This is a genomic window from Paenarthrobacter sp. 22069 (genome assembly GCF_052046035.1).
In the GTDB taxonomy this organism is placed as follows: domain Bacteria; phylum Actinomycetota; class Actinomycetes; order Actinomycetales; family Micrococcaceae; genus Arthrobacter.
Genome location: NZ_JBQEQF010000001.1, coordinates 84,402 through 105,549, shown reverse-complemented (window position 1 = coordinate 105,549; position 21,148 = coordinate 84,402). Strand labels below are relative to the sequence as shown.

Below are 21,148 nucleotides of genomic sequence, written 5' to 3'. Positions count from 1 at the left end.
ATGGCTAAGAACCTGGTCCCCTCCGACGCTCAGTTGGAAATCACTCAGATCAAGTCCGCCATTGGCGGCAAGCAGAACCAGCGCGACACCCTGCGGTCCCTCGGCCTGAAGCGGATCGGACACACCGTTGTCCGCACCGCCGACGCCGTGACCGTTGGAATGCTCAACACGGTTCCGCACCTGGTAAAGGTAGAGGAGGCGAAGTAAATGGCAGAGAACACTGCTGATAAGGCACAGGCTGCTGAGAAGCAGAACGCCCTGAAGGTTCACCACCTGCGTCCCGCTCCGGGTGCCAAGACCGCCAAGACCCGTGTTGGTCGTGGTGAGGCATCCAAGGGTAAGACCGCCGGTCGCGGTACCAAGGGTACTGCTGCCCGCTACCAGGTGAAGGCTGGCTTTGCCGGCGGCCAGCTGCCGCTGCACATGCGCCTGCCGAAGCTGCGTGGCTTCAAGAACCCGTTCCGGGTCGAGTTCCAGGTTGTAAACCTGGACAAGCTCAACGAGCTGTTCCCGGAAGGTGGCGCAGTCACCGTGGAGAACCTGGTCGAAAAGGGTGCCGTTCGCAAGAACCAGCCCGTCAAGGTGCTGGGCACCGGCGACATCACCGTCAAGGTCGACGTCACCGCCCACGCATTCTCGGCCAGCGCCGCTGAAAAGATCGCTGCAGCAGGCGGAAGCACTACCGCCCTGTAACGGACGGCGCCAGCTGTTGAACTCCCGGTATCCGCGGGCTTCGGCCCCGGATACCGGGAGTTTTTCGCATCCGCCGGGCGACTATTTCCCGCCATCCGGCGCATGAGCGCGGGGACGGATTGTTCGCATGGCGCATCCACCCGTTAGACTCGGTTGTCGGGATTTATCAAATTCCGCCACCCACCCTTATTGACACCACAGGAGGACGCTTGCTTAGCGCATTTGGCCGGGCCTTTCGCACGCCTGATCTGCGACGCAAGTTGTTGTTCACGCTGGGAATCATCACCATTTTCCGCTTGGGTGCTTTCATTCCCTCGCCAGGTGTGAACTACCAGAATGTCCAGCAATGCTTGCATAACGGTCAGACCGCCGGCGGGCTGTACCAGCTCGTTAACCTCTTCAGCGGCGGTGCGTTGCTGCAGGTGTCCATCTTCGCCCTGGGCATCATGCCCTACATCACGGCCAGCATCATCGTGCAACTGCTCCGGGTGGTCATTCCCCGGTTCCAGGAGCTGTACGACGAGGGCGCGTCGGGACAGTCCAAGCTGACCCAGTACACCCGCTACCTCACCATTGCACTCGGCCTGCTGAACGCGACCACCCTGGTGTCCCTGGCCCGCTCCGGTCAGCTGCTTCCCGGCTGCCAGCTGCCGATCATTCCCAACAGCAGCATCATCACCACAGTCCTGATCATCATCACCCTCACGGCCGGTACCGGCTTGATCATGTGGATGGGCGAACTCGTCACCGAGAAGGGCGTGGGCAACGGCATGTCGCTGCTCATCTTCACGTCCATCGCGGCCCAGTTCCCCACATCGCTGGGTGCCATCTGGACCTCGCAGGGACCGGGAACGTTCTTCCTCGTCCTGGTGGTGGGCTTGCTGACCGTGGCGCTGGTGGTCTTCGTGGAACAGTCGCAACGGCGCGTTCCCGTGCAGTACGCCAAGCGGATGATTGGCCGGCGTACCGTTGGCGGCACCAGCACCTACATCCCCATCAAGGTGAACATGGCCGGTGTCATTCCGGTGATTTTCGCTTCCTCCATGCTCTACATTCCCGGGTTGATCGCGCAGTTCAACCAGCCCCGGAACGGTGAGCCCATGCAGCCGTGGGTTGAGTGGATCAACAACAACCTGACCCGCGGTGACCACCCGATCTATATGGCGGTTTACTTCGTCCTGATCGTGTTTTTCACCTACTTCTACGTCGCGATTACCTTCAACCCTGAAGAAGTCTCAGACAACATGAAGAAGTACGGCGGCTTCATTCCAGGTATCCGCGCCGGCAGGCCGACCGCTGATTACCTGCAGTACGTGCTCTCACGGATCACGCTCCCCGGCGCCCTGTACCTGGGCTTCGTGGCACTGATTCCGCTGGTGGCACTGGTGCTGATCAACGCAAACCAGAACTTCCCGTTCGGTGGCACCTCGATCCTGATCATGGTGGGCGTTGGCCTGGAGACCGTCAAGCAGATTGATGCGCAGCTACAACAACGTCACTACGAAGGGCTTTTGCGATGACGAGAATGCTGATTATTGGACCTCCCGGTTCCGGAAAAGGAACGCAGGCGGAGCGGATCTCAGAACGCCTCGGCGTTGTGCCCATCTCCACCGGCGACATCTTCCGGGCCAACGTGAAGGGCGAAACCCCGCTCGGCATTGAGGCAAAGAAGTACATGGACAACGGTGACTTCGTCCCGGACAGCGTGACCAACAAGATGGTCCGCGACCGGCTGGGCGAATCCGACGTCGAGAACGGCTTCCTGCTGGACGGCTACCCGCGCACCACCGCGCAGGTGGATTACCTTGACGAGATCCTCGCCGACGGCGACGAGAAGCTCGACGTGGTTCTCCAGCTGACCGCCGACGACGAAGAACTGGTTCACCGCCTCCTGGGCCGGGCCAAGGAAACGGGCCGGAGCGACGACAACGAAGCCGTCATCCGCCACCGCCTGGACCTGTACCACGAGCAGACGGAAGCCGTGGTGGCGAAGTACGCCGAGCGCGGCATCCTCACCCAGGTCGACGGGATCGGTCCCATCGATGAAGTGACCAACCGCGTGATGCAGGCCATCAAGGCCGCACAGGCAGCCTGACCACAGGCGCCCGGTTTATCGAGGCTCCTCCCGGAATCCGGGAGGAGCCTCAGCCATTTGAAAGGAAACACCATGGCCTTCGGCCAGCCCCGCATCGAATACAAGAACAACGCCCAGATGCGCACCATGCACGAAGCCGGCCTGGTGCTCAGCCGTGCGCTGGACGCCGCCGTTGCCGCCGCCGTGCCGGGGGTTACCACCAAGCATCTGGATGACGTCTTCGCCGCCGTCCTGAACGACGCGGGCGCCAAGTCCAACTTCCTGGGCTACCACGGCTTCCCGGCCACCATCTGCACGTCCGTCAACGAGGAAGTGGTCCACGGTATCCCGGGCAGCCGGGTCCTGCAGGACGGCGACATTATCTCGATCGACGGCGGCGCGATCGTCGATGGCTGGCACTCCGATTCTGCACGCACCGTGATTGTGGGAACAGCCGATCCCGAGGACCAGCGCCTCTCCGACGTCACCCAGGCAGCCATGTGGCGGGGAATCGCTGCCCTGGCCTCCGGCAAGCACGTGGGTGATATCGGCGCCGCCATCGATGACTACGTCTCGTCAGTCCCCGGGAAGCCGCTGGGGATCCTGGAGGACTATGTGGGCCACGGCATCGGTTCCGAAATGCACATGGCACCGGACGTCCTGAACTACCGCACCAGCCACCGGGGCCCCAAGATCAGGCCCGGCCTCTGCCTTGCCATCGAGCCCATGCTGGTCCGCGGCGGCATCGAGACCGCGGTCCTGGAGGATGACTGGACAGTGGTGACCACCGACGGGAAGCGTTCCTGCCAGTGGGAGCACTCCGTGGCCGTGCATGAAAAAGGCATCTGGGTGCTGTCCGCGCCCGACGGCGGCGCGGAGCACCTGGTGCCCCTCGGCGTCACCCCGGTGCCGATTCCGTAGAGCTTGGTGATTGAGCCTGTCGCCATCCACATCCCGGGTTTCGACAGGCTCAGCCACCGTACCTCCTACGACTTCAGCTTGGGCTTCACGTCCCGGTCGTAGATGGACTGCAGCGTGTTCTTCAAGTCGGTCATGGTGGCCTTGACGTCGCCCTGCTGGGTGAGGATCTTCGCCGCTGCCTTCGCCATCTCCTGGTCGGCGCCGGGCAGGAAGACGCGGGCGTTGTCCTGGACCTTCGTGACCGCCAACTGGTCCATCGCTGTCTTGATCTGCGGTGTCTTGGCCAGGACGGCTGTCATGTCCGCGGACTTGCGGATGGGCATGTAGCCGGTGGCTGCCGAGAACTCGGCGGTGCTTTCCGGCTGGCTGACGAAGTCCAGGAACATCCCGGCGGCAAGCTGTTCCTCCTTGGTGATGCCGCTGGGAATGCCGAGGCCTGCGCCGCCGGTGGGGCACACGTTGGACTGTGCCTTCGGGCCGCCCGGGAGGAAACCTACGCCTACGTTGAACTTGGCGGACTTCAGGATCCCCAGCAGCGAACCCGTGGAGGAGATGGTGGTGGAGGTCAGCCCTGCCGAGAAATCATCCGCGGCCTCCTTTGACGAGACGCCGGCCCACTTGTCCTTGTAGATCGAATCCTGGGCCCACTGCAGCGCAGCTACGGAATCTGTGGAGTCGCAGGTGATGTCCCATTCCTTGGACCACCCGCCGCCCCAGCCCCACAGCATGTTCTGCAGCGTCCACCCCGCGTACCCGGCCAGGGCCGGGTAGATGTACGCGTACTGCGCGCCGGAGCTTGCCTTGAGCTTGGGCGCCCAGCCGGCGAACTCATCCCAGGTCTTCGGTGCCCGGTCGGGAAGCCCGGCCGCCGCGAAGTGGTCCTTGTTGTAGTAGAACAACGGCGTCGACCGGCCATAGGGGAGGGCCCACTGCTTGCCGTCGTACTTGTAGTCGTTCACCAGTGACTGCTGGAAGTCGTCCATCTTCATGTCGAGCTTCTTGGTCAGGCTGTCCACGGGGATGATGCTGCCGTTGGTGTAGTAGCGGAACCACCATACGTCGGACAGCACCACGACGCCGGGCAGGCCGGACTTGGCCGCCTGTGCGGTCTGGAACTTCTGCGCGATTTCCTCGTAGTTGGCGCCCGCGGTGACCAGGTTGACGGTGATGTCAGGGTTCTTGGCGTGGAACTTGTCGATCAGGCTCTTCTCCACGTCCTGCGACTGCCCGGGGTGGCTGGACCAGAAGTCGATCTTGGCCGCCGGCTTCACGCCGTTGAAGTCGATCTCGGCGGCCTGGGACGTGGCCTGGCCCCCGCCGCTCGTTGAGGGGCCGCCGCATGCGGCCAGGGCGGCGGCAGAGGCGGTTACCCCTGCCAGGCCCAGGAAGTGCCTCCGGTCCAGGTGTGTCATGACGGTTCCTTTCGGTTGTTGCCAGTGGAAGGTCGGAATGTACTGCACGGTATGAAGTACGACGGCGGCCGGCGGCTTAGCCGGTGACGCTGCCTTGGGTGAGGCCCGCGACGATGTAACGCTGCAGGGCGGCAAAGATGATCAGGATCGGCACGATGACCAGGACGGCCCCGGCCATGAGGACTCCCCAGCCCGCCGCGTTGCTTTCGTTGTTCTGCAGCAGGGTGAGGCCCACCGGCAGGGTCATTGTTTCCGGCCGGTCCGTGATGATGAGCGGCCAGATGTAGTCGTTCCATTCGGTCACGATGGTGACCAGTGCCACGGTGGCGATGGACGGGATGGAGACGGGGACCACGATCTGCCACAAACGGCGCCAATGGCCGGCACCGTCCACTTCGGCCGATTCGAGGATGGAGGCCGGAAGGGTCCGGAAGTGCTGGCGCAGCAGGAAGGTGCCGAACGCGGTGCCAAGACCGGGCAGGATGATGCCCCACAGGGTGTTCTTCCCGCCGATACCTGCGATCAGGATGAAGTTGGGCAGGATGGACACCTGCGGCGGCACCATGAGGGCCACCAGGATCAGCAGGAAGATGAAGTTCCGGAACGGGAAGCGGACAAAGACCAGGGCGTATGCCGTCAGGATCGCCAGCAGCACCTTGATGGTGGCCCCGGACAGGGTAACGATGGTGCTGTTCAGGAAGAACTGTCCAAACGGCACCGTGGTCATGGCGGTCCGGTAGTTCTCCAGGTTCAGGCTTTCCGGAAGGATCTTCAGGTCTGTGGTGACGATTTCGCCGGATTGTTTGAAGGAGCTCAGCACCATCCACAGCAGTGGCAGGAACACCACCAGGGTGGCCACGAGCAGCGGCAGGTAACCGCCCATCACGGTCCGGACCAGGTTGCGGCGGGAGAACGGGTGGTCGCGTCGAAGGTCTGGTTCCGGGGCAGCGGTGGTGGGTGCGGCGGGATCCGGGTTCACCGGGGACAGGGAGGTCACGAGTAGTGCACCTTTCGTTCAACGAACCTCAGCTGAAGCACGGTGATCACCAGGAGGATGGCGAACAGGACCACCGAGATGGCCGCCGAGTAGCCGGCCCTGTTGTAGGCGCCGAAGGCCTGGAGGTAGGCCTCGTAGATCAGGGTGCTGGTGCCCGTGCCCAGCGGCGTCATGATCCGGATCAGGTCGAAGGCCTGCAGGGAACTGAGCATGGTGGTGATCAGGAGGAAGAACGTGGTGGGGGACAGCAGCGGCAGCGAAATGCTGACGAAGCGGCGGAATCCGTTGGCGCCGTCGAGCGACGCCGCCTCCATGACCTCCTGCGGGAGCGACTGGAGCCCGGCGAGGTATACCACCGCGCAGTAACCCAGGTTCTTCCAGACGTACACCAGGATCACCATGACCAGAGACAGTTGGGGATCGTTGATCCACTGCGGGCTCTGCTGGCCGAAACCCCTCAGCAGCCATGCCAGGACGCCGTAGCCGGGGTCGAAGATAAACAGCCAGACCAGGCCCACGCCGACACCGGAGAGCACATAGGGTGCGAAGACGGCGGAGCGGGCGAACGTGGTTCCCCGGACCTTCGCGTTCAGGGCCAGGGCCACCAGCAAACCCAGGATCATCGAACCGCCCACGGTCACCAGCGTGAAGACAGCGGTGGTGCCCAGCACCTTGGGCGCATCGTTGCTGTTGAAGAAGGTGGCGTAGTTGGCCAGGCCCACTACTGTCGCGGTGGGGGACCCGAGCGTCCAGTCCAGCGTCGAGTAATAGATGTTGCTCAACAGCGGACGGTAGGTGAAGACGGCGATGAGCACGAGGTTCGGCAAAGCCATGGCCAGGAAAACCAGGAAGTCGCGGCGCGTCCGTGCGGTCCACCGCCGCTTGGGCACCTTCCCGTCCTGGCCCGGCGGCCGTTTGGGTTTGGCGGAAGGATGCGGGGCGAGTTGACGGGTCATGCGTTTCTCTCCCGGGTTGGGAGCCTGCTCGTGGCCGGCCCTGGCTGGATCTAGGGACTACTACACCAGACCGTCAGAGGGTTGAAACCCGCATATGCCCTTGCCAGGGGACTGTTATCCAAGGCTTCGTCGCCCGTTAACGCTGTGTTGGATGCAGTCTCGCACAAAGTTCGCTGCTGCGGCAGGGGCACGCCCCGCTAAGGGGAGAATAGGGGCATGGGAACCATCACCGACGTCCCGGGCATCCGCGTGGGGCACGTCCAAAGAGACACCGACGGCTGGCTCAGCGGGGTGACGGTGGTCCTGCCGCCGCCGGGCACCACGGGCTCCGTGGACGTCCAGGGCGGCGGTCCGGCCACCCACGAAACGGATGCCCTGGACCCCACCACGCTGGTCAGCGCCGTGGACGCCGTGGTCCTCACCGGCGGAAGCGCGTACGGACTCGCGTCCGCCGCAGGCGCCCAGCGCTGGTGCGAGGAAAACGGCCGCGGCTTTGCCGTGCCCGGGGGAGTGGTGCCGATCGTCCCCGCCGCCGCCATCTTCGACCTTGGCAGGGGCGGCGACTTCTCCGCACGGCCGACGCCGGACATGGGCTACGCGGCAACGGCTGCCGCAGCTGCACACAAGGAAGGGCACGACGTCGGACGCGGCAACGTGGGTGCAGGCACCGGGGCACTCATCGGACGGGGACAGTTCAAAGGGGGAGTGGGGACGGCGTCGGCCACGCTCGAGAACGGGGTGGTAGTCGGAGCGCTGGCCATAGTCAACGCCCTCGGACTTCCGTTTGGCACTTCGGCTGGTGGGTCGGAAGCCAGCCACGGCGCGCCCCTTAACACCACTCTTGTCGTTGTTGCTACCAACGCCGTTCTTGATGTGGCCGAGTGTAAAAGGACTGCCTCTGCTTCCCATGCCGGGATCGCCCGGGCCTTGAATCCCAGCCACACGCTTGCCGACGGGGACACCGTCTTTTGCCTCGCAACCGGTGCCGTGGCACTCGACCGGTCGGACGCAGCCGCCCGGCAGGTCAGCCTTATCACGCTCCAAAGTGCGGCAGCCGACGTCGTACGTCTGGCGATCCTTGACGGCGTGGCCGGCGCGGACAGCGTCAGCACCCCCGCCGGCGAATATGGTGCTTACCGCACCGCGTAGGCTACTATGGCCGATTTAACTTTTACCGCCTGACAGGGTAGTGTTGCTTGTTGGTTGTCTGGACTGCCACGCCCTTTTGGGCCTGGGGAAGGCAATCGATCCAACAAAAACGTTCGTGGTCATGCCCGGTGCAATCCGGCGGGGCTGCGGCAACAACAGTTAGCGGAGGGTATGGCCAAGAAGGACGGGGTCATTGAGATCGAAGGCGTTGTGACCGAGGCGCTGCCTAACGCGATGTTTCGCGTTGAGCTCACCAACAAGCACATCGTTCTGGCACACATCTCTGGAAAGATGCGTCAGCACTACATCCGAATCCTCCCTGAGGACCGCGTAGTGGTGGAGCTGAGCCCGTACGACCTCACCCGTGGTCGTATCGTCTACCGCTACAAGTAAATTGCTGGGCAGCATCAGTGCGAACTGAATGCTGCTCCAGTTGACCACACTGCTACACGCAAAGGAATGCCATGAAGGTCAAGCCGAGCGTCAAGCAGATCTGCGAAAAGTGCAAAGTGATCCGCCGTAATGGCCGGGTCATGGTGATCTGCGAGAACCCGCGCCACAAGCAGCGCCAGGGCTAATTTCCTTCCCTGAAGGAAATCCTGGGTTGCTAACCCACGCAAGTAAATAAAGGCAGCACAAGCTGATCTGGAACATTGAGCTCGAAAGAGTCCGGACAGCTAACCCCCGGTCGGAGGCTGGGGCCGCATGGAACATGCGGGTGTACTGCCTACGACCTCCGGTTTATCAAGGAGTACTGCCACTATGGCTCGTCTCGCTGGCGTAGACATTCCCCGCGAAAAGCGGCTGGAAATTGCGCTTACTTACATCTACGGCGTGGGCAAGACCCGTGCACACGAAACCCTGGCTGCCACGGGCATCAGCGCTGACGTTCGCGTCAAGGACCTGACTGACGCCCAGCTGGTTGAGCTGCGTGACTACATTGAAGGCAACTACAAGGTTGAGGGTGACCTTCGCCGCGAAGTAGCAGCAGATATCCGCCGCAAGGTGGAAATCGGCAGCTACGAAGGCCTGCGCCACCGCAAGGGCCTGCCCGTACGCGGTCAGCGTACGAAGACCAACGCACGTACCCGCAAGGGGCCGAAGCGTACCGTCGCCGGCAAGAAGAAGGCCCGTTAAAATCCCCGCCCGGGATTTACGGACTTTCCCCAATAACTTTCTGTAGGAGAAAAAATGCCCCCGAAGACTCGTGGCGCGGTTCGCAAGCCGCGTAAGAAGGACAAGAAGAATATCGCGCTTGGCCAGGCGCACATCAAGAGCACCTTTAACAACACCATCGTTTCCATCACGGATCCCAGCGGTGCTGTTATCTCCTGGGCTTCCTCGGGTGAGGTTGGCTTCAAGGGCTCGCGCAAGTCCACCCCGTTCGCTGCCCAGATGGCTGCTGAAGCCGCTGCCAAGCGTGCGCAGGAGCACGGCATGCGCAAGGTCGACGTATTCGTCAAGGGCCCGGGTTCCGGACGCGAGACCGCGATCCGTTCGCTGCAGGCCGCTGGCCTCGAGGTTGGCTCCATCCAGGACGTTACCCCGGCAGCCCACAACGGCTGCCGCCCGCCGAAGCGCCGCCGCGTCTAATTCTTTCCGCAGCAGGAGCTTGCCCGGACCNTCCGGGCAAGCCCAGCGCGTTAAGTCTTCAGACCGAATTTCCACCACCTGTGTTGCGTCATATAGCGGATGCTCGCCGAAAGGAAACCTAAGTGCTCATTGCACAGCGCCCCACCCTCTCCGAAGAGGTCGTGTCCGAAAACCGTTCGCGTTTCGTCATTGAACCGCTCGAACCGGGCTTCGGCTACACCCTCGGAAACTCCCTCCGCCGTACCCTGCTCTCCTCCATCCCCGGTGCTGCCGTAACCAGCATCCGGATCGATGGTGTGCTGCACGAGTTCACCACGGTTCCGGGTGTCAAGGAAGATGTCACCGAGATCATCCTGAACATCAAGAACCTGTCGGTTTCCTCCGAGCACGACGAGCCTGTCGTTGCTTACCTGCGCAAGCAGGGCCCCGGAGTCGTCACCGCCGCGGACATCGCTCCGCCGGCCGGCGTCGAATTCCACAACCCGGATCTGCACATTGCCACGCTGAACTCGAAGGGCAAGTTCGAACTCGAACTGACCATCGAGCGCGGCCGCGGCTACGTTTCGGCAGCTCAGAACAAGTCCGGCGACGCAGAGATCGGCCGCATCCCGGTCGACTCCATCTACTCGCCGGTGCTGAAGGTTACTTTCCGCGTGGAAGCAACCCGTGTTGAGCAGCGCACCGACTTCGACAAGCTGATTGTCGACGTCGAGACCAAGCAGGCCATCGCCCCGCGCGATGCCGTTGCTTCCGCAGGCACCACCCTGGTGGAACTGTTCGGTCTGGCCCGTGAGCTGAACACCGCAGCTGAAGGTATCGAGATCGGCCCGTCGCCCACCGACGCTGCCCTGGCAGCCGACATGGCACTGCCGATCGAGGATCTGGACCTCACCGTCCGTTCCTACAACTGCCTCAAGCGTGAGGGCATCCACACCGTGGGTGAACTCGTTGCACGCTCCGAGGCTGACCTGATGGACATCCGCAACTTCGGTGCCAAGTCCATTGACGAGGTCAAGGCAAAGCTGGTTGAACTGGGCCTGTCCCTCAAGGATTCGCCTCCCGGTTTTGACCTCGCAGCACGCGCCGCAGCAATCGAAGAGGACGACGCCGCCTTCGGCGACGACGAACTCTAAACCAGACCTTGGCCGGCGGGCAGCACCATGGAGTGCGGCCCACGGCTTCCACATGAGGAGAAACAATTATGCCTACCCCCACTAAGGGTCCGCGCCTCGGCGGCGGCCCGGCTCACGAGCGCCTCATGCTCGCGAACCTGGCAGCATCCCTGTTCGAGCACAAGCGGATCACCACCACGGTGACCAAGGCCAAGCGCCTGAAGCCGTACGCAGAGCGCCTGGTGACCTTCGCCAAGCGTGGCGACCTCGCTTCCCGCCGCCGCGTGCTCGGCCTGATCAGCAACAAGGGCATCGTCCACGAGCTGTTCACCGACATCGCCCAGGCTGTGGAGAACCGCGACGGCGGCTACACCCGCATCACCAAGATCGGCAACCGCAAGGGCGACAACGCTCCCATGGCTGTCATCGAACTGGTCCTCGAGCCGGTTTCCGCCAAGCAGGCCGTCGTAGCCGAGGCTACCCAGGCTGCTGCCAAGGCTGCCCCGGCCGCCGAGGAAGCTCCCGCTGAAGAGGCTGCTGTTGAAGAAGCACCGGCCGCTGAGGAAGCTGCTGCAACCGAAGAGGCGCCTGCTGCTGAGGAAGCTGCAACCGAAGAGGCTCCGGCCGCTGAGGAAGCTGCCGACGCTCCGGCTGCCGAGGAGAAGGAAGCGAAGTAATTCGCTGACCGGCTTCTTATAGACTTAGGTCTGTGAACCACCAAAAACCCGCGGCCCCCGTTCCAGGGGGCGGCGGGTTTTTGCGTATCCGGCTCGATCTTTCCTACGACGGCGGCCCGTTCAGTGGCTGGGCAGTGCAGCCTGGCCTGCGCACGGTCCAGGGCGTCCTGGAGGAAGCGATTGCACTCCTGGTCCGCCGCCAGGTCCGGGTCACCGTCGCCGGCCGCACCGATGCCGGCGTCCACGCCCGTGGCCAGGTGGTCCACCTGGACCTTACCGAAGCCGAGTGGCAGGCAATGCCGCGCGGGCACGAACTCGATCCCGCCGTCGCCATGCTGCGGCGGCTCCGCGGTGCGTTGAACCGGGTGCTCGGGGACCTGCCCGGCGCAGTGGAGATCCACGCGGCCTCGCTGGCCCCTGACGGTTTCGATGCGCGGTTCTCGGCCCTCTGGCGGCGCTACAGCTACCGGATCGCGGATGGCCCGGCGCTGTGGGATCCGCTGGAGCGCTACTTCACGCTGTGGCATAAGAACCCGCTGGACGTCGACCTCCTCAACAAGGGGGCCTCGCAGCTGCTGGGGCTTCAGAACTTCCTGTCCTTCTGCAAGCCGCGCGAGGGCGCCACCACCGTGCGCGAACTGCAGCGCTTCGAGTTCCGGCGCGGCGAGGACGGCGCCATCGTGGCCACCGTCCAGGCGGATGCCTTTTGCCACAACATGGTGCGCGCGCTGATTGGTTCCGCCCTGTACGTGGGTGAGGGGACAGTGCCGCCCGGCTGGCTGTACGAACGGCTCCTGCTGCAGAAGCGGGACGCAAAATCCGTGCTTGCGGCGCCCCACCCCCTGGTGCTGGAGGAAGTGGCGTACCCGTCAGACAGCGAACTGCTGGCCCGTGCGGAACAGACGCGGGCCCTCCGGGAGCATCAGCCCCCATCGATTGCTCCGTAACTGCCGTTTTCAGGCGTCAAAACGGCATTTACCCGGCAGTCGATGATTTTAGAAAGCGGGCGGGGGACCTTCTGCCGGCAGGGTCACCGTAAAGGTGCTGCCCTGGCCCGCTCCGCTCTCGCACTGGATGCTGCCGCCGTGCCGCTCCACGATCATCCGGGTGATGGAAAGCCCGAGCCCTGCACCCGGAATGTCGGCCTTCTGCGCTGACTCGGTCCGGAAGAAGCGGTTGAATACCCGGGCCGCGTCCTCGTCGGTCATGCCCATTCCGGTGTCCCTGACGCTGAGGCGGACCCACTGCCGGTCCGCCGTGGCACTGATGCTGACCTGGCCGCCGTCGGGGGAGTACTTAATGGCGTTGGAGACCAGGTTGTCCAGCACCTGGCCGATGCGGAGCGGATCCGCGTAGGCCCACAGCGGCGACGGCACGTCCGCGGCAATCTCCACATGGGACCGCTGCGCCGAGGCCTGGGCGGAGCTGATGCTGGTCTCCACCAGGCTGGCCAGGTCCGTCCGCTTGGGATGGACGTTCAGCATAGTGGAGGCAGAGGCCGTCAGGTCGGCCACGAGGTCCAGCAGCCGTTCGGCGTTGCGCTGGACCACCGTAAGGCGCTGGGCCACGCGCGGCGGAAGGCCGTCAGCATCGTCCAGCACCAGGTCCACGTTGCCCAGGATCGAGTTCAGCGGGTTCTTGAATTCGTGCGACACGTTGGATACCAGTTCGTGGTTCGCCGCCAGGGACTCCACCCAGCCGGTGACGTCGGTGTAGACCACCACGGCACCGGTAAGGCGTCCGTCCTCGCTGACCAGGGGGCGGGCAGCGGTGGAGACGGCCCGCTGGTCCGGTCCTTCACCGGCCCACACCAGGTAGTCCGCGAAGGACTCACCTGCCATGGCCCGGTTGATAGGCCGGCGGTCCTGCGGAAGCAGGGTGCTGCGGTCCTGGCCGAAGATCAGCTGGTGGCCCTGGCCGGGGACGGCGTCGTCCGCGCCGGTGGCACGGCGGAAGTTGCGCTGGCGGCTGTTGGATACCAGGAAGTGCCCGGAACGGTCGACGGCGGCAATACCGACGTCGGTTGCGTCCAGTACTGTCTCGAGCAGCTTTTCCCGTTCCCGGCTTGCCGCCAGCAAGTCCCGGAGTTCGCGGTCCTTGTCCGCCAGTTCGGCCTGCTGCTGGCGCAGGCTGACGCTGGCGAAGCGGATAGCCAGGGAGACGGCAAGCATCATTACCGGGAAGAGGACGGCGCTGGTGATGTCCGAGGCCGTGAGGGCCGGGAAGTGGGGCACTGCGGTGGGAAGCATGATCAGGAGCGGCCCTACGAAGCTGAGGACCAGGCTGCTGCGCGCCAGCATCCCGGAGGCCGAGAGCCAGATGACCGGGAAGATGACCAGCACCGCCAGACCCGGCAGGAGGGGTGCAGCACCGTTGCGGAGGAATCCGATGGCGGCGAAATCCAGAACCGGGATGAGCAGGTACGGGCGGTGTGCCAAGCGCTCCCACGGGACCAGGAAACAGCCGAGGAACAGTATTCCATGCAGGACGATCCCGGCGGCGTACAGCGGGCTGTCCACCAGGGAGGGCCAGGCGAAAGGCGTGGCCACCGCAATTGCAGCCACGATTACCGTGAGGGGGAGTTGGCACAGCGCCACCTGGGCACGGGTGCCCAGCCGGCGGAAGATGCGGCCGGGTCCCCGGTGGAACAACGGCTCAGCCATGGTTCTGACTCGTACCCCTTTACACGTGGAAAGCGGGCGCGCGCCAAGGTGTATTGATTTCCCCCAGTTACCTTGGCATCCGCCCTTTCCTCTGATTAATGCACATGTCTTGTCATAATAATTGACTTTTCAATTTTCGGTGCCGATTCAGATGTCATCAGCCCGGCTTACTAGTAGCGTATAAATGGTTGGAGCGGGAATGGCATTGGCGCTGGGCCAATGGGGGGCCATCTCCGCCTGGCGCAGGGATAGCAATGGACGATCTTGGTGTAGCTGTAGTAATTGAAGACGACGCGGATGTGCGCAACCTCCTTGAAGGAGTGCTCACCCAGGCCGGCTTTGAAGTGCATACAGCTGTAGATGGACGGGCCGGAGTTGAGGTGGTCCGCAGCAAGCAGGCCAACGTTGTCACGCTCGACATCGGCCTGCCCGACATTGACGGGTTTGAGGTTCTACGCCGGATCCGGAACTTCAGCAATGCCTACGTGGTGATGCTGACCGGCCGGACGGACGAACCGGACCTGCTCGGTGCTTTGAACGCAGGCGCGGACGACTACATCGCCAAACCCTTCCGGCCCCGGGAACTGCGGGCGCGGGTGGCGGCGATGATGCGCCGGCCCAGGCATGAGGTGACGGGACAGAAGCCGTCGCAGCCGCAGTGGGGGGAGGCGGCGGCTGCCAAGGTGGAACCCGGGGTGCTGCAGCATAACGGCCTGCTGCTGAACCACCGGACGCGCACTGTGGAAATCAAAGGGGAGCCGCTGGGCCTCACCCGCAGCGAGTTCGACCTGCTCCATGTGCTGTTGAAGGGTGGCGGCGCCGTCTGCACCAGGGCTGACCTGGTCCGTGCGGTGAGGGGCGACTTCTACGACCGGGATACGTATATCAGCGAGGCGGACGAGCGGGCCGTCGAGGTGCATGTGGGCAACCTGCGGCGCAAGCTCAAGGAAGACCAGTTGTCGCCGCGCTGGCTGCAGACGGTCCGGGGGGTGGGCTACCGGCTGGCGCCGCGGCGGCCGGATGATGCCTGACTGCTAGCCATTCTCCAGGATGTAGGTGGACTGCAGTTCGGATACGGTGCGGGCCCCGTCCACGGCCACGCCTGCCATCAGTGCCTGGCCCTGGGCGAAATCGCCGCGCCGGATCAGGCCTTCCAGGAGTTCGGCGAGCTTGGCGAGCCGTACCCCGCCTACCATCGCGGAGCTGATCTTGAGGCTGATCACCGCGTCCAGGGCTGAGGCCTCATCCTGGCTGTCCACTGCCGATCCCAGCCGGGCCAGCCGCAGGTCCCACATGGCGGCGTAGTCGCGAACGAAGCGCTGGGCCAGGCCCGACCCTGCCAGTTCGTCTTCAAGTTCTTCCAGGACTGCTGCATCAATCAACGGCAAGAGACCGGCTGCTTCCAGTGAGGGGGCCGGGCCGGCGGGCGGAACGGACGCGGCGGGAGACGCGACCCCGGACAGCGGGGAGTCCGCAGCGGGGCTCTTTCCGCCGGAACCGGGATCGGGACTTTTCATTGTTCAAGGCTACTTCCTGGAAATCCTCTGGTGTCCTATTTCTTCTCATTCTGTGTAAACCTTGAGGCAACCTTGCCGCCGTACTGAGTATCTTTACTGGCCGCTGAAGGTCATCACTGCATTGATGACTGCCGGTCCCAGGATGGCAATGAAGAGGACCGGGAAGATAAAGAACAACAGCGGGAAAAGGATCATGACGGGCAGCTTCATGGCCTTTTCCTCCGCCCGTTGCCGCCTTTTGACGCGCATGACCTTGGCCTGGACGCGCAGCACCCGGCTGATCGCGATGCCGTAGGTGTCGGCCTGCACCACGGCCTGCACAAAGCTGCGCAGTTCCGGGATGCTGGTCCTTTCCGCCAGGGCGATGTAGGACTCCCGGCGGCTGCGTCCCACCTGCATGTCCTGCAGGGTGCGCACCAGTTCCTCAGCGAGCGGGCCCTTGCCGTTCTCTCCGGCCCGGGCCATGGCCCCTTCAAAACCGAGCCCGGCTTCCACGGAGATGAGCATCTGGTCCAGCGTGTTGGCCAGCTCCAGCTGCATGGCCTTCTGCCGCTCCTGGCCCTTGCTGTACAGGAGGAGGTCCGGGATGAAGTAACCGAGGACCAGGACAAATAGACCCGCGAGTTTCATAATCGGTGAGCTGCCGATGGAGGTCAGGTAGAGGCCCACCGCCGCGCCTGCCAGGCCAAGGCCGAGCTTCGACCCCAGCACCTTTCCCAGGGGCATTGAGGCGGGCCGGCCGGCGAGGGACAGCAGCCGGTCAAGGAAAGCGACGTACGCGGGCGGAGTCAGCCGCCTGCCGATCCCTTCCAGCAGGCCCGGCTTGGAGGCGGGCGCAGCGGCAACGGGCGGAGCGCCGCGGGAGAGCAGATCGGAGACAGCTACACGGCCCTGCTTGTCCACCGTGAGGATGGACCAGGCCAGCGCCGCAAGGGGGATGCAGACCAGCAGTACGGACAGGAGGACGATCAGGTTCATGGGGACCTCAGAACTTCAGGTCGATGATCTTGCGCATCCACAGCGCACCGATGGTCATCAGGACAAACGAGGCCCCGATCATCACCCAGCCCAGGGGGTGGGTGAACATGGAGTTCATGTAGCTGGGGCTCACGGTAAGCAGCATGGCCACGATGCCGAACGGCATGGCAATCAGGATGTACGCCGAGAACTTTCCTTCCGCCGCCAGGGCCTTGATGTGGCCCTTGATTTCGGCGCGCTCGCGGATGGTCTCGTTCACCTGGTCCAGCACCTCCGCCAGGTTGCCGCCCACCTCCCGGTTGATCTGGATGGCCTGGGAGATCCAGACGAAGTCCTCGTTCTTCATCCGGTCGGCGGTGTCGTTCAGGGCAGCCAGCAGGTCACGGCCCAGGCTGGTCTCGGTGATCACGCGGCGCATCTCCTCCGACGTCGGTTTTTGGGATTCGGTGGCCGCGGCGTCGATGGCACGCAGGATGCTGTGCCCGGCCCTCAGGCCGCCGGAGAGCAGCTGAAGGGTGTCGCCGAGCTGGCTGTCGAAGGCGCCACGCCGCCTGCCGGCCAGGAACCCGAGGACGAGTTTGCCCACGAACGGTGCCAGCAGGGCGAGGAGCAGCCCGACCAGAAGACCGACGGTCACCAGGCCCACCAGCATGCCCACGCACGCGCCAATTCCCACCAGCAAGAAGAACTCCGCCTGGCTGAGGCGCAGGCCCGCGTTCTCCAGCTCAGCCCGGTTGAAGAGTTTGACGTTCCGCCCGGCGAGCAGCCGCTCGAAGGACCGGACGCCGGACGTTGCCAGGCGGGAGATGGAGGACGGCGGCTCGGGTTCAAACGGACGACGGCGGTCCAGCGGCACCGAGGGGGCGCTGGGCAGGAGCACGGCCACGCCGAGCAGGCAGATGGCCGCCAGCAGGATGACGCTTCCGATGGCGATGATCATGAGTGTGGTCCCTGCTTCGCGCCCGAAGAGAGCGGCCCGGCGAATACGGCCGGGGACACATGGATGCCCAGGTCCTCGAACCGGTCGATGAACCGTGGCCGGATGCCCGTGGCCACCGGCCTGCCCAGGAACCGGCCCTGGCCGTCGACGCCCGCGGAGTAGTCGAAGACAAAGGCGTCCTGGAGGGTGACGATGTCGCCTTCCATGCCCTGGACCTCGGTGACATGGGTGATGCGGCGGGAGCCGTCGCGGAGCCTGGAGATCTGGACAATGAGGTTCACGGCCGAGGCAATTTGTTCACGGATGGCGCGCAGCGGCAGGTCCATGCCGGCCATGAGCACCAGGGTTTCCAGGCGGGCCACCGCGTCGCGGGGCGAGTTGGAGTGCACCGTGGAGAGGGAGCCGTCGTGGCCGGTGTTCATGGCCTGCAGCATGTCCAGGGATTCGCCGCCGCGGACCTCACCCACCACGATGCGGTCCGGGCGCATGCGGAGGGAGTTGCGGAGGAGTTCGCGGATGGTGACCTCGCCCTTGCCTTCGGTGTTGGGCGGGCGGCTTTCCAGCCGGACCACGTGTTCCTGCTGGATCTGCAGTTCCACGGCGTCCTCGATGGTGACGATGCGTTCATCGTGCGGAAGGAACGAGGACAGGACGTTCAGGAGCGTGGTCTTGCCCGTGCCGGTACCGCCGGAAACGATGATGTTCAGCTTTGCCTTGACGCAGGCGTTTAGCAGTTCGGCCATTTCGGGCGTCAGGGTTCCGAAGTCGATGAGGTTGCGGACCGTCAGCGGTGTCTTGCTGAATTTACGGATGGTCAGGGAGGAACCGCCCACGGCCAGCGGCGGGATGACGGCGTTGACGCGCGAGCCGTCCTCCAGGCGGGCGTCCACCAGGGGAGAGGACTCGTCGATGCGGCGGCCCACCTTGGATACAATCCGCTCGATGACTTTCCGCAGGTGTTCCTCCGAGCTGAAGCGTGACTCGGTGAGCGTGAGCTTGCCTTTGCGTTCGACGTAGATCTGGTCCATCCGGTTGACCATGATTTCGGTGACGGCGGGATCGTCCAGCAGGCGCTGGAGGGGGCCATAGCCCAGCACATCGTCGGCAACGTCGCGGACCAGGCGGGTGCGCTCCTCCGGGGTCAGCGGCACCTGTTCGGCGTCGATGATGCGGGTGAGTTCCTCCTTGGCGGTGCTGCGCAGTTCCTTTTCGCTGACCGCAGCGTCATTGAAGCGGGTGCCCATCCGCTCGAAAAGTGCGGTGGCCGCCCTGTCCTTCATGGCTGCGAAGACGTCCACCCTTGGTGAGCTGGGCACCTGCGCTGTGCCGGCGTCGTGCATTGAATGCACGACGGCGGCGTGCGTGGGAAGGTGCCGCTCCGCACTTTCCGTGGTGGCCGCCGGAACCGCGGGACGGGGCGGTTCCAGCAGCGCAGTCCCCGTGCCGGCTGCCTGGTTGCGGTCCTGGACCGCGTTGATGCGTTCGGAGAGTTTCATCAGATGACCACCCTTCGGTGAAGCTTCCGCTGTGTTTGCGTGCGCCAGGCCGGGTTGAAGCGCTCCACCAGTTGGCGGAGGCTCTTGACGGCGGGGTCTTTCTTCGATTCCTGCAGGACAGGGATGCCGCGGTTCGTGGACAGGGCCACGGCGCGGGAGCGGGGGACGCTGACGTCCACCGGTGCACCGATGGTCGATTCGACGTCCTGCACGTTGAGGCCTGCCTTGGCATCGGCCATGTTCAGGACCACGTGGCGGGATTCGGGCATGATTTCCAGTTGGCGGAGGACTTCCAGGCCGGAGCGGAGGCCGCGGAGGCTGGGGATGTCCATGGCGCTGACCCACACCACGTCCGTGCACTGCTCCATGGCGGCGAGGCCGATTTCGGGCATACCGGGGGCGGTGTCGATCACGACGTACTGGAACTCCTGGGCGAGCTGTTCGAGCAGCCGGCTGACCTGGTCCGGGGTGATGTTGTCGGCGTCCACCGGGTTGGGCGGCGCGCAGAGGGCGTAGATGCCGGCCGGGTGGACGGTGAGGAAGGCCTTGAGGACCAGGGAGTCCTGGGCGGCGGCGGGGGTGACGGCGTCCGTGACGGTGTGTTCGGGGTTGAGGTACAGGCCCGAGGCGACGTCGCCGAACTGGAGGTCGAGGTCCACGATGACCACGCTCATGGGGGCGATCTGGCCCAGGCCGATGGCGATGTTGGTGGCCAGGGTGGTTTTGCCGACGCCGCCCTTGGGGGAGAAGACGCCGATGACCAGGCCCTTGCTGTTTGCTTCCGCCTGTTGTGATTCGGGGCCGCGGTGCCTGGTGGCGAAGGACTGGCAGGCGCGCTCCAGCAGCACCCTGATTTCGGCGGCGTCCGCCTGCGGGCTGAGGATGTCCCGGATGCCGGCGCGCATGGCCTGGAGCAGGAACTCCGGCTGCACGTCGCTGACCAGGACCAGGCTGAGGCCTGGAAGCTGGACGTCGAAGACCTTGGCGAACCGCAATGCCTCTTCGTAGGGAACGTCCGGGCCGATGATGAGGACCTCCGGCTGTTCCTGGTTGAGGAGGGCGAAGAGTTCCGCCGGGCCGGCGGGGAGCATGTCGCTTGAGATGGTCTGCACCGTGCCGCGCAGGCCGTGGGCGACGGCGGCGCGGAGTTTCTGGTCGAACTCGGCGTTGGGGGAGAGGAGGACGAAGCGGCTCACTTGTACACCGTGTCCTTCCTGGCGATGAAGCCGCCGTTGTCCTGGGCGTCGAGGGGCTCCTTGGTGAGCCAGAGGTCGCCGTTGTTTGAGGAATAGATGATCTTGGTGGCGTCGATGTCGTTCACGGCCACTGTCACCATGAAGGATCCCTGGGGGAGGGTGGTGTCCTGCGGGTTTGTCCCGTCCGTGGGCTTGGCCATCGGCTGCGGTGCCCTCTGGACTGCGGTGACCAGGACCTTGCGGAGGGTAAGTTGGGTTGTTCCTTCGCCTGGTTTACTCTTGTCCGCACCAGCTCCGAAGCTGAATCCGATGCCGACATGATCACCGGCCTCGATGCGGCCCCCAACCACTCGTTTGGCCTCCAGTTCAAAGGTGATTTCCTGCAGGCCGGCGGGCACCTTCGCTGCTCCGCCGGTGTTGGCGTCCTGAGGGGCGACAAGGCGTTCGGCGAGGAGCTGCTCGCCGGGGACCAGGTCTACGGCCGCGACTTTTCCAGCTGCGTCATCGAGGTTTTTGAGGGCTGTCTTGGAGACAGCGGTAGCCGGGACCTGCTGTACCGTCACTGAGGCCTGCACAACGTCGAGGGACGAACCTGCCGGAACGGCCTTAGTCACCACCAGTACGCCGGTGGGATCCAAGTCCTTCATGGCCCGCTGATCGGCGCCTTGGGCGTAACTGACGATGAGAACCGCTCCGATGATGGCCAGCACCACTGCTGATACACCGGCCAACATACGAGACTTCACTGACTGCTCCTGTTTGTTTCACTAAGGC

24 protein-coding genes are annotated in these 21,148 nt (G+C 64.3%); 14 read left to right on the top strand and 10 right to left on the bottom strand.

Translation table 11 applies throughout. The features are described from left to right. The 5 genes from rpmD (at position 1) to map (ending at position 3,688) form a co-directional block, all read left to right on the top strand. Positions 1–207 (top strand): 50S ribosomal protein L30, encoded by a 207-nt coding sequence (gene rpmD / locus ACTJK0_RS00480; protein WP_009358731.1) that lies wholly within the window; start codon positions 1–3, stop codon positions 205–207. Next, positions 208–693: a 50S ribosomal protein L15 gene (gene rplO / locus ACTJK0_RS00475; protein WP_013601817.1), complete on the top strand. Its 486-nt coding sequence runs from the start codon at positions 208–210 to the stop codon at positions 691–693. Between the two features lie 209 nt (positions 694–902). Then, on the top strand, positions 903–2,213 hold the full coding sequence (gene secY, locus ACTJK0_RS00470; RefSeq protein ID WP_110541320.1) for a preprotein translocase subunit SecY: 1,311 nt from the start codon (positions 903–905) through the stop codon (positions 2,211–2,213). 5 nt (positions 2,214–2,218) lie between these two features. Continuing rightward, positions 2,219–2,788 carry an adenylate kinase gene (locus ACTJK0_RS00465; RefSeq protein ID WP_181422375.1) on the top strand — a complete coding sequence of 190 codons (570 nt, stop codon included), beginning with the start codon at positions 2,219–2,221 and terminating at the stop codon, positions 2,786–2,788. 72 nt (positions 2,789–2,860) lie between these two features. Further along, positions 2,861–3,688 carry a type I methionyl aminopeptidase gene (map, locus tag ACTJK0_RS00460; RefSeq protein WP_440743868.1) on the top strand — a complete coding sequence of 276 codons (828 nt, stop codon included), beginning with the start codon at positions 2,861–2,863 and terminating at the stop codon, positions 3,686–3,688. Positions 3,689–3,753: 65 nt separating this feature from the next. On the opposite strand, the gene ACTJK0_RS00455 is transcribed toward map, so the two are convergent. The 3 genes from ACTJK0_RS00455 to ACTJK0_RS00445 form a co-directional block, all read right to left on the bottom strand. Then, positions 3,754–5,100 carry an ABC transporter substrate-binding protein gene (locus ACTJK0_RS00455; RefSeq protein ID WP_440743867.1) on the bottom strand — a complete coding sequence of 449 codons (1,347 nt, stop codon included), beginning with the start codon at positions 5,098–5,100 and terminating at the stop codon, positions 3,754–3,756. A gap of 76 nt (positions 5,101–5,176) precedes the next feature. Beyond that, a complete protein-coding gene (locus ACTJK0_RS00450; RefSeq protein ID WP_440743866.1) occupies positions 5,177–6,097 on the bottom strand; it encodes a carbohydrate ABC transporter permease in 921 nt (306 codons plus the stop codon). Next, positions 6,094–7,053, bottom strand: coding sequence for a carbohydrate ABC transporter permease (locus tag ACTJK0_RS00445; protein WP_440743865.1), 960 nt, complete (start codon positions 7,051–7,053; stop codon positions 6,094–6,096). The genes ACTJK0_RS00450 and ACTJK0_RS00445 overlap by 4 nt, the downstream gene beginning before the upstream one ends. A 216-nt stretch (positions 7,054–7,269) precedes the next feature. Here ACTJK0_RS00445 and ACTJK0_RS00440 point away from each other — a divergent pair, with 216 nt between their 5' ends. From ACTJK0_RS00440 to truA, 8 genes are all read left to right on the top strand, one after another. Beyond that, on the top strand, positions 7,270–8,202 hold the full coding sequence (locus ACTJK0_RS00440; RefSeq protein ID WP_440743864.1) for a P1 family peptidase: 933 nt from the start codon (positions 7,270–7,272) through the stop codon (positions 8,200–8,202). Positions 8,203–8,373: 171 nt separating this feature from the next. Next, entirely contained in the window at positions 8,374–8,595 is a 222-nt protein-coding gene (infA, locus tag ACTJK0_RS00435) for a translation initiation factor IF-1 (protein WP_009358723.1), read from the top strand. A 71-nt stretch (positions 8,596–8,666) separates the two neighbouring features. Next, positions 8,667–8,780: a 50S ribosomal protein L36 gene (gene rpmJ, locus ACTJK0_RS00430; protein WP_009358722.1), complete on the top strand. Its 114-nt coding sequence runs from the start codon at positions 8,667–8,669 to the stop codon at positions 8,778–8,780. A gap of 184 nt (positions 8,781–8,964) precedes the next feature. Then, entirely contained in the window at positions 8,965–9,339 is a 375-nt protein-coding gene (gene rpsM / locus ACTJK0_RS00425; RefSeq protein ID WP_003803743.1) for a 30S ribosomal protein S13, read from the top strand. A 54-nt stretch (positions 9,340–9,393) separates the two neighbouring features. Further along, on the top strand, positions 9,394–9,795 hold the full coding sequence (gene rpsK / locus ACTJK0_RS00420; RefSeq protein ID WP_018760435.1) for a 30S ribosomal protein S11: 402 nt from the start codon (positions 9,394–9,396) through the stop codon (positions 9,793–9,795). Between the two features lie 122 nt (positions 9,796–9,917). After that, positions 9,918–10,928 (top strand): DNA-directed RNA polymerase subunit alpha, encoded by a 1,011-nt coding sequence (locus ACTJK0_RS00415; RefSeq protein ID WP_009358719.1) that lies wholly within the window; start codon positions 9,918–9,920, stop codon positions 10,926–10,928. 68 nt (positions 10,929–10,996) lie between these two features. Continuing rightward, positions 10,997–11,584, top strand: a complete 588-nt coding sequence (gene rplQ, locus ACTJK0_RS00410) for a 50S ribosomal protein L17 (protein ID WP_110541314.1) — start codon at positions 10,997–10,999, stop codon at positions 11,582–11,584. Positions 11,585–11,616: 32 nt separating this feature from the next. Further along, positions 11,617–12,531: a tRNA pseudouridine(38-40) synthase TruA gene (gene truA, locus ACTJK0_RS00405; protein ID WP_110541313.1), complete on the top strand. Its 915-nt coding sequence runs from the start codon at positions 11,617–11,619 to the stop codon at positions 12,529–12,531. Between the two features lie 48 nt (positions 12,532–12,579). On the opposite strand, the gene ACTJK0_RS00400 is transcribed toward truA, so the two are convergent. Next, positions 12,580–14,247 (bottom strand): sensor histidine kinase, encoded by a 1,668-nt coding sequence (locus tag ACTJK0_RS00400; protein WP_440743863.1) that lies wholly within the window; start codon positions 14,245–14,247, stop codon positions 12,580–12,582. A gap of 254 nt (positions 14,248–14,501) precedes the next feature. Here ACTJK0_RS00400 and ACTJK0_RS00395 point away from each other — a divergent pair, with 254 nt between their 5' ends. Further along, positions 14,502–15,278 (top strand): response regulator transcription factor, encoded by a 777-nt coding sequence (locus ACTJK0_RS00395; protein ID WP_440743862.1) that lies wholly within the window; start codon positions 14,502–14,504, stop codon positions 15,276–15,278. 3 nt (positions 15,279–15,281) lie between these two features. On the opposite strand, the gene ACTJK0_RS00390 is transcribed toward ACTJK0_RS00395, so the two are convergent. From ACTJK0_RS00390 to cpaB, 6 genes are all read right to left on the bottom strand, one after another. Continuing rightward, entirely contained in the window at positions 15,282–15,764 is a 483-nt protein-coding gene (locus ACTJK0_RS00390; protein WP_440743861.1) for an Hpt domain-containing protein, read from the bottom strand. Between the two features lie 93 nt (positions 15,765–15,857). Continuing rightward, positions 15,858–16,742: a type II secretion system F family protein gene (locus ACTJK0_RS00385; RefSeq protein WP_440743860.1), complete on the bottom strand. Its 885-nt coding sequence runs from the start codon at positions 16,740–16,742 to the stop codon at positions 15,858–15,860. A 7-nt stretch (positions 16,743–16,749) separates the two neighbouring features. After that, on the bottom strand, positions 16,750–17,682 hold the full coding sequence (locus tag ACTJK0_RS00380; RefSeq protein WP_440743859.1) for a type II secretion system F family protein: 933 nt from the start codon (positions 17,680–17,682) through the stop codon (positions 16,750–16,752). Continuing rightward, positions 17,679–19,178 carry a CpaF family protein gene (locus tag ACTJK0_RS00375; RefSeq protein WP_440743858.1) on the bottom strand — a complete coding sequence of 500 codons (1,500 nt, stop codon included), beginning with the start codon at positions 19,176–19,178 and terminating at the stop codon, positions 17,679–17,681. Before ACTJK0_RS00375 ends, ACTJK0_RS00380 begins: the two co-directional genes overlap by 4 nt. Further along, positions 19,178–20,374, bottom strand: coding sequence for an AAA family ATPase (locus ACTJK0_RS00370; RefSeq protein ID WP_440743857.1), 1,197 nt, complete (start codon positions 20,372–20,374; stop codon positions 19,178–19,180). Before ACTJK0_RS00370 ends, ACTJK0_RS00375 begins: the two co-directional genes overlap by 1 nt. After that, positions 20,371–21,120: a Flp pilus assembly protein CpaB gene (gene cpaB, locus ACTJK0_RS00365; RefSeq protein ID WP_440743856.1), complete on the bottom strand. Its 750-nt coding sequence runs from the start codon at positions 21,118–21,120 to the stop codon at positions 20,371–20,373. Before cpaB ends, ACTJK0_RS00370 begins: the two co-directional genes overlap by 4 nt. Positions 21,121–21,148 lie beyond the last annotated feature (28 nt).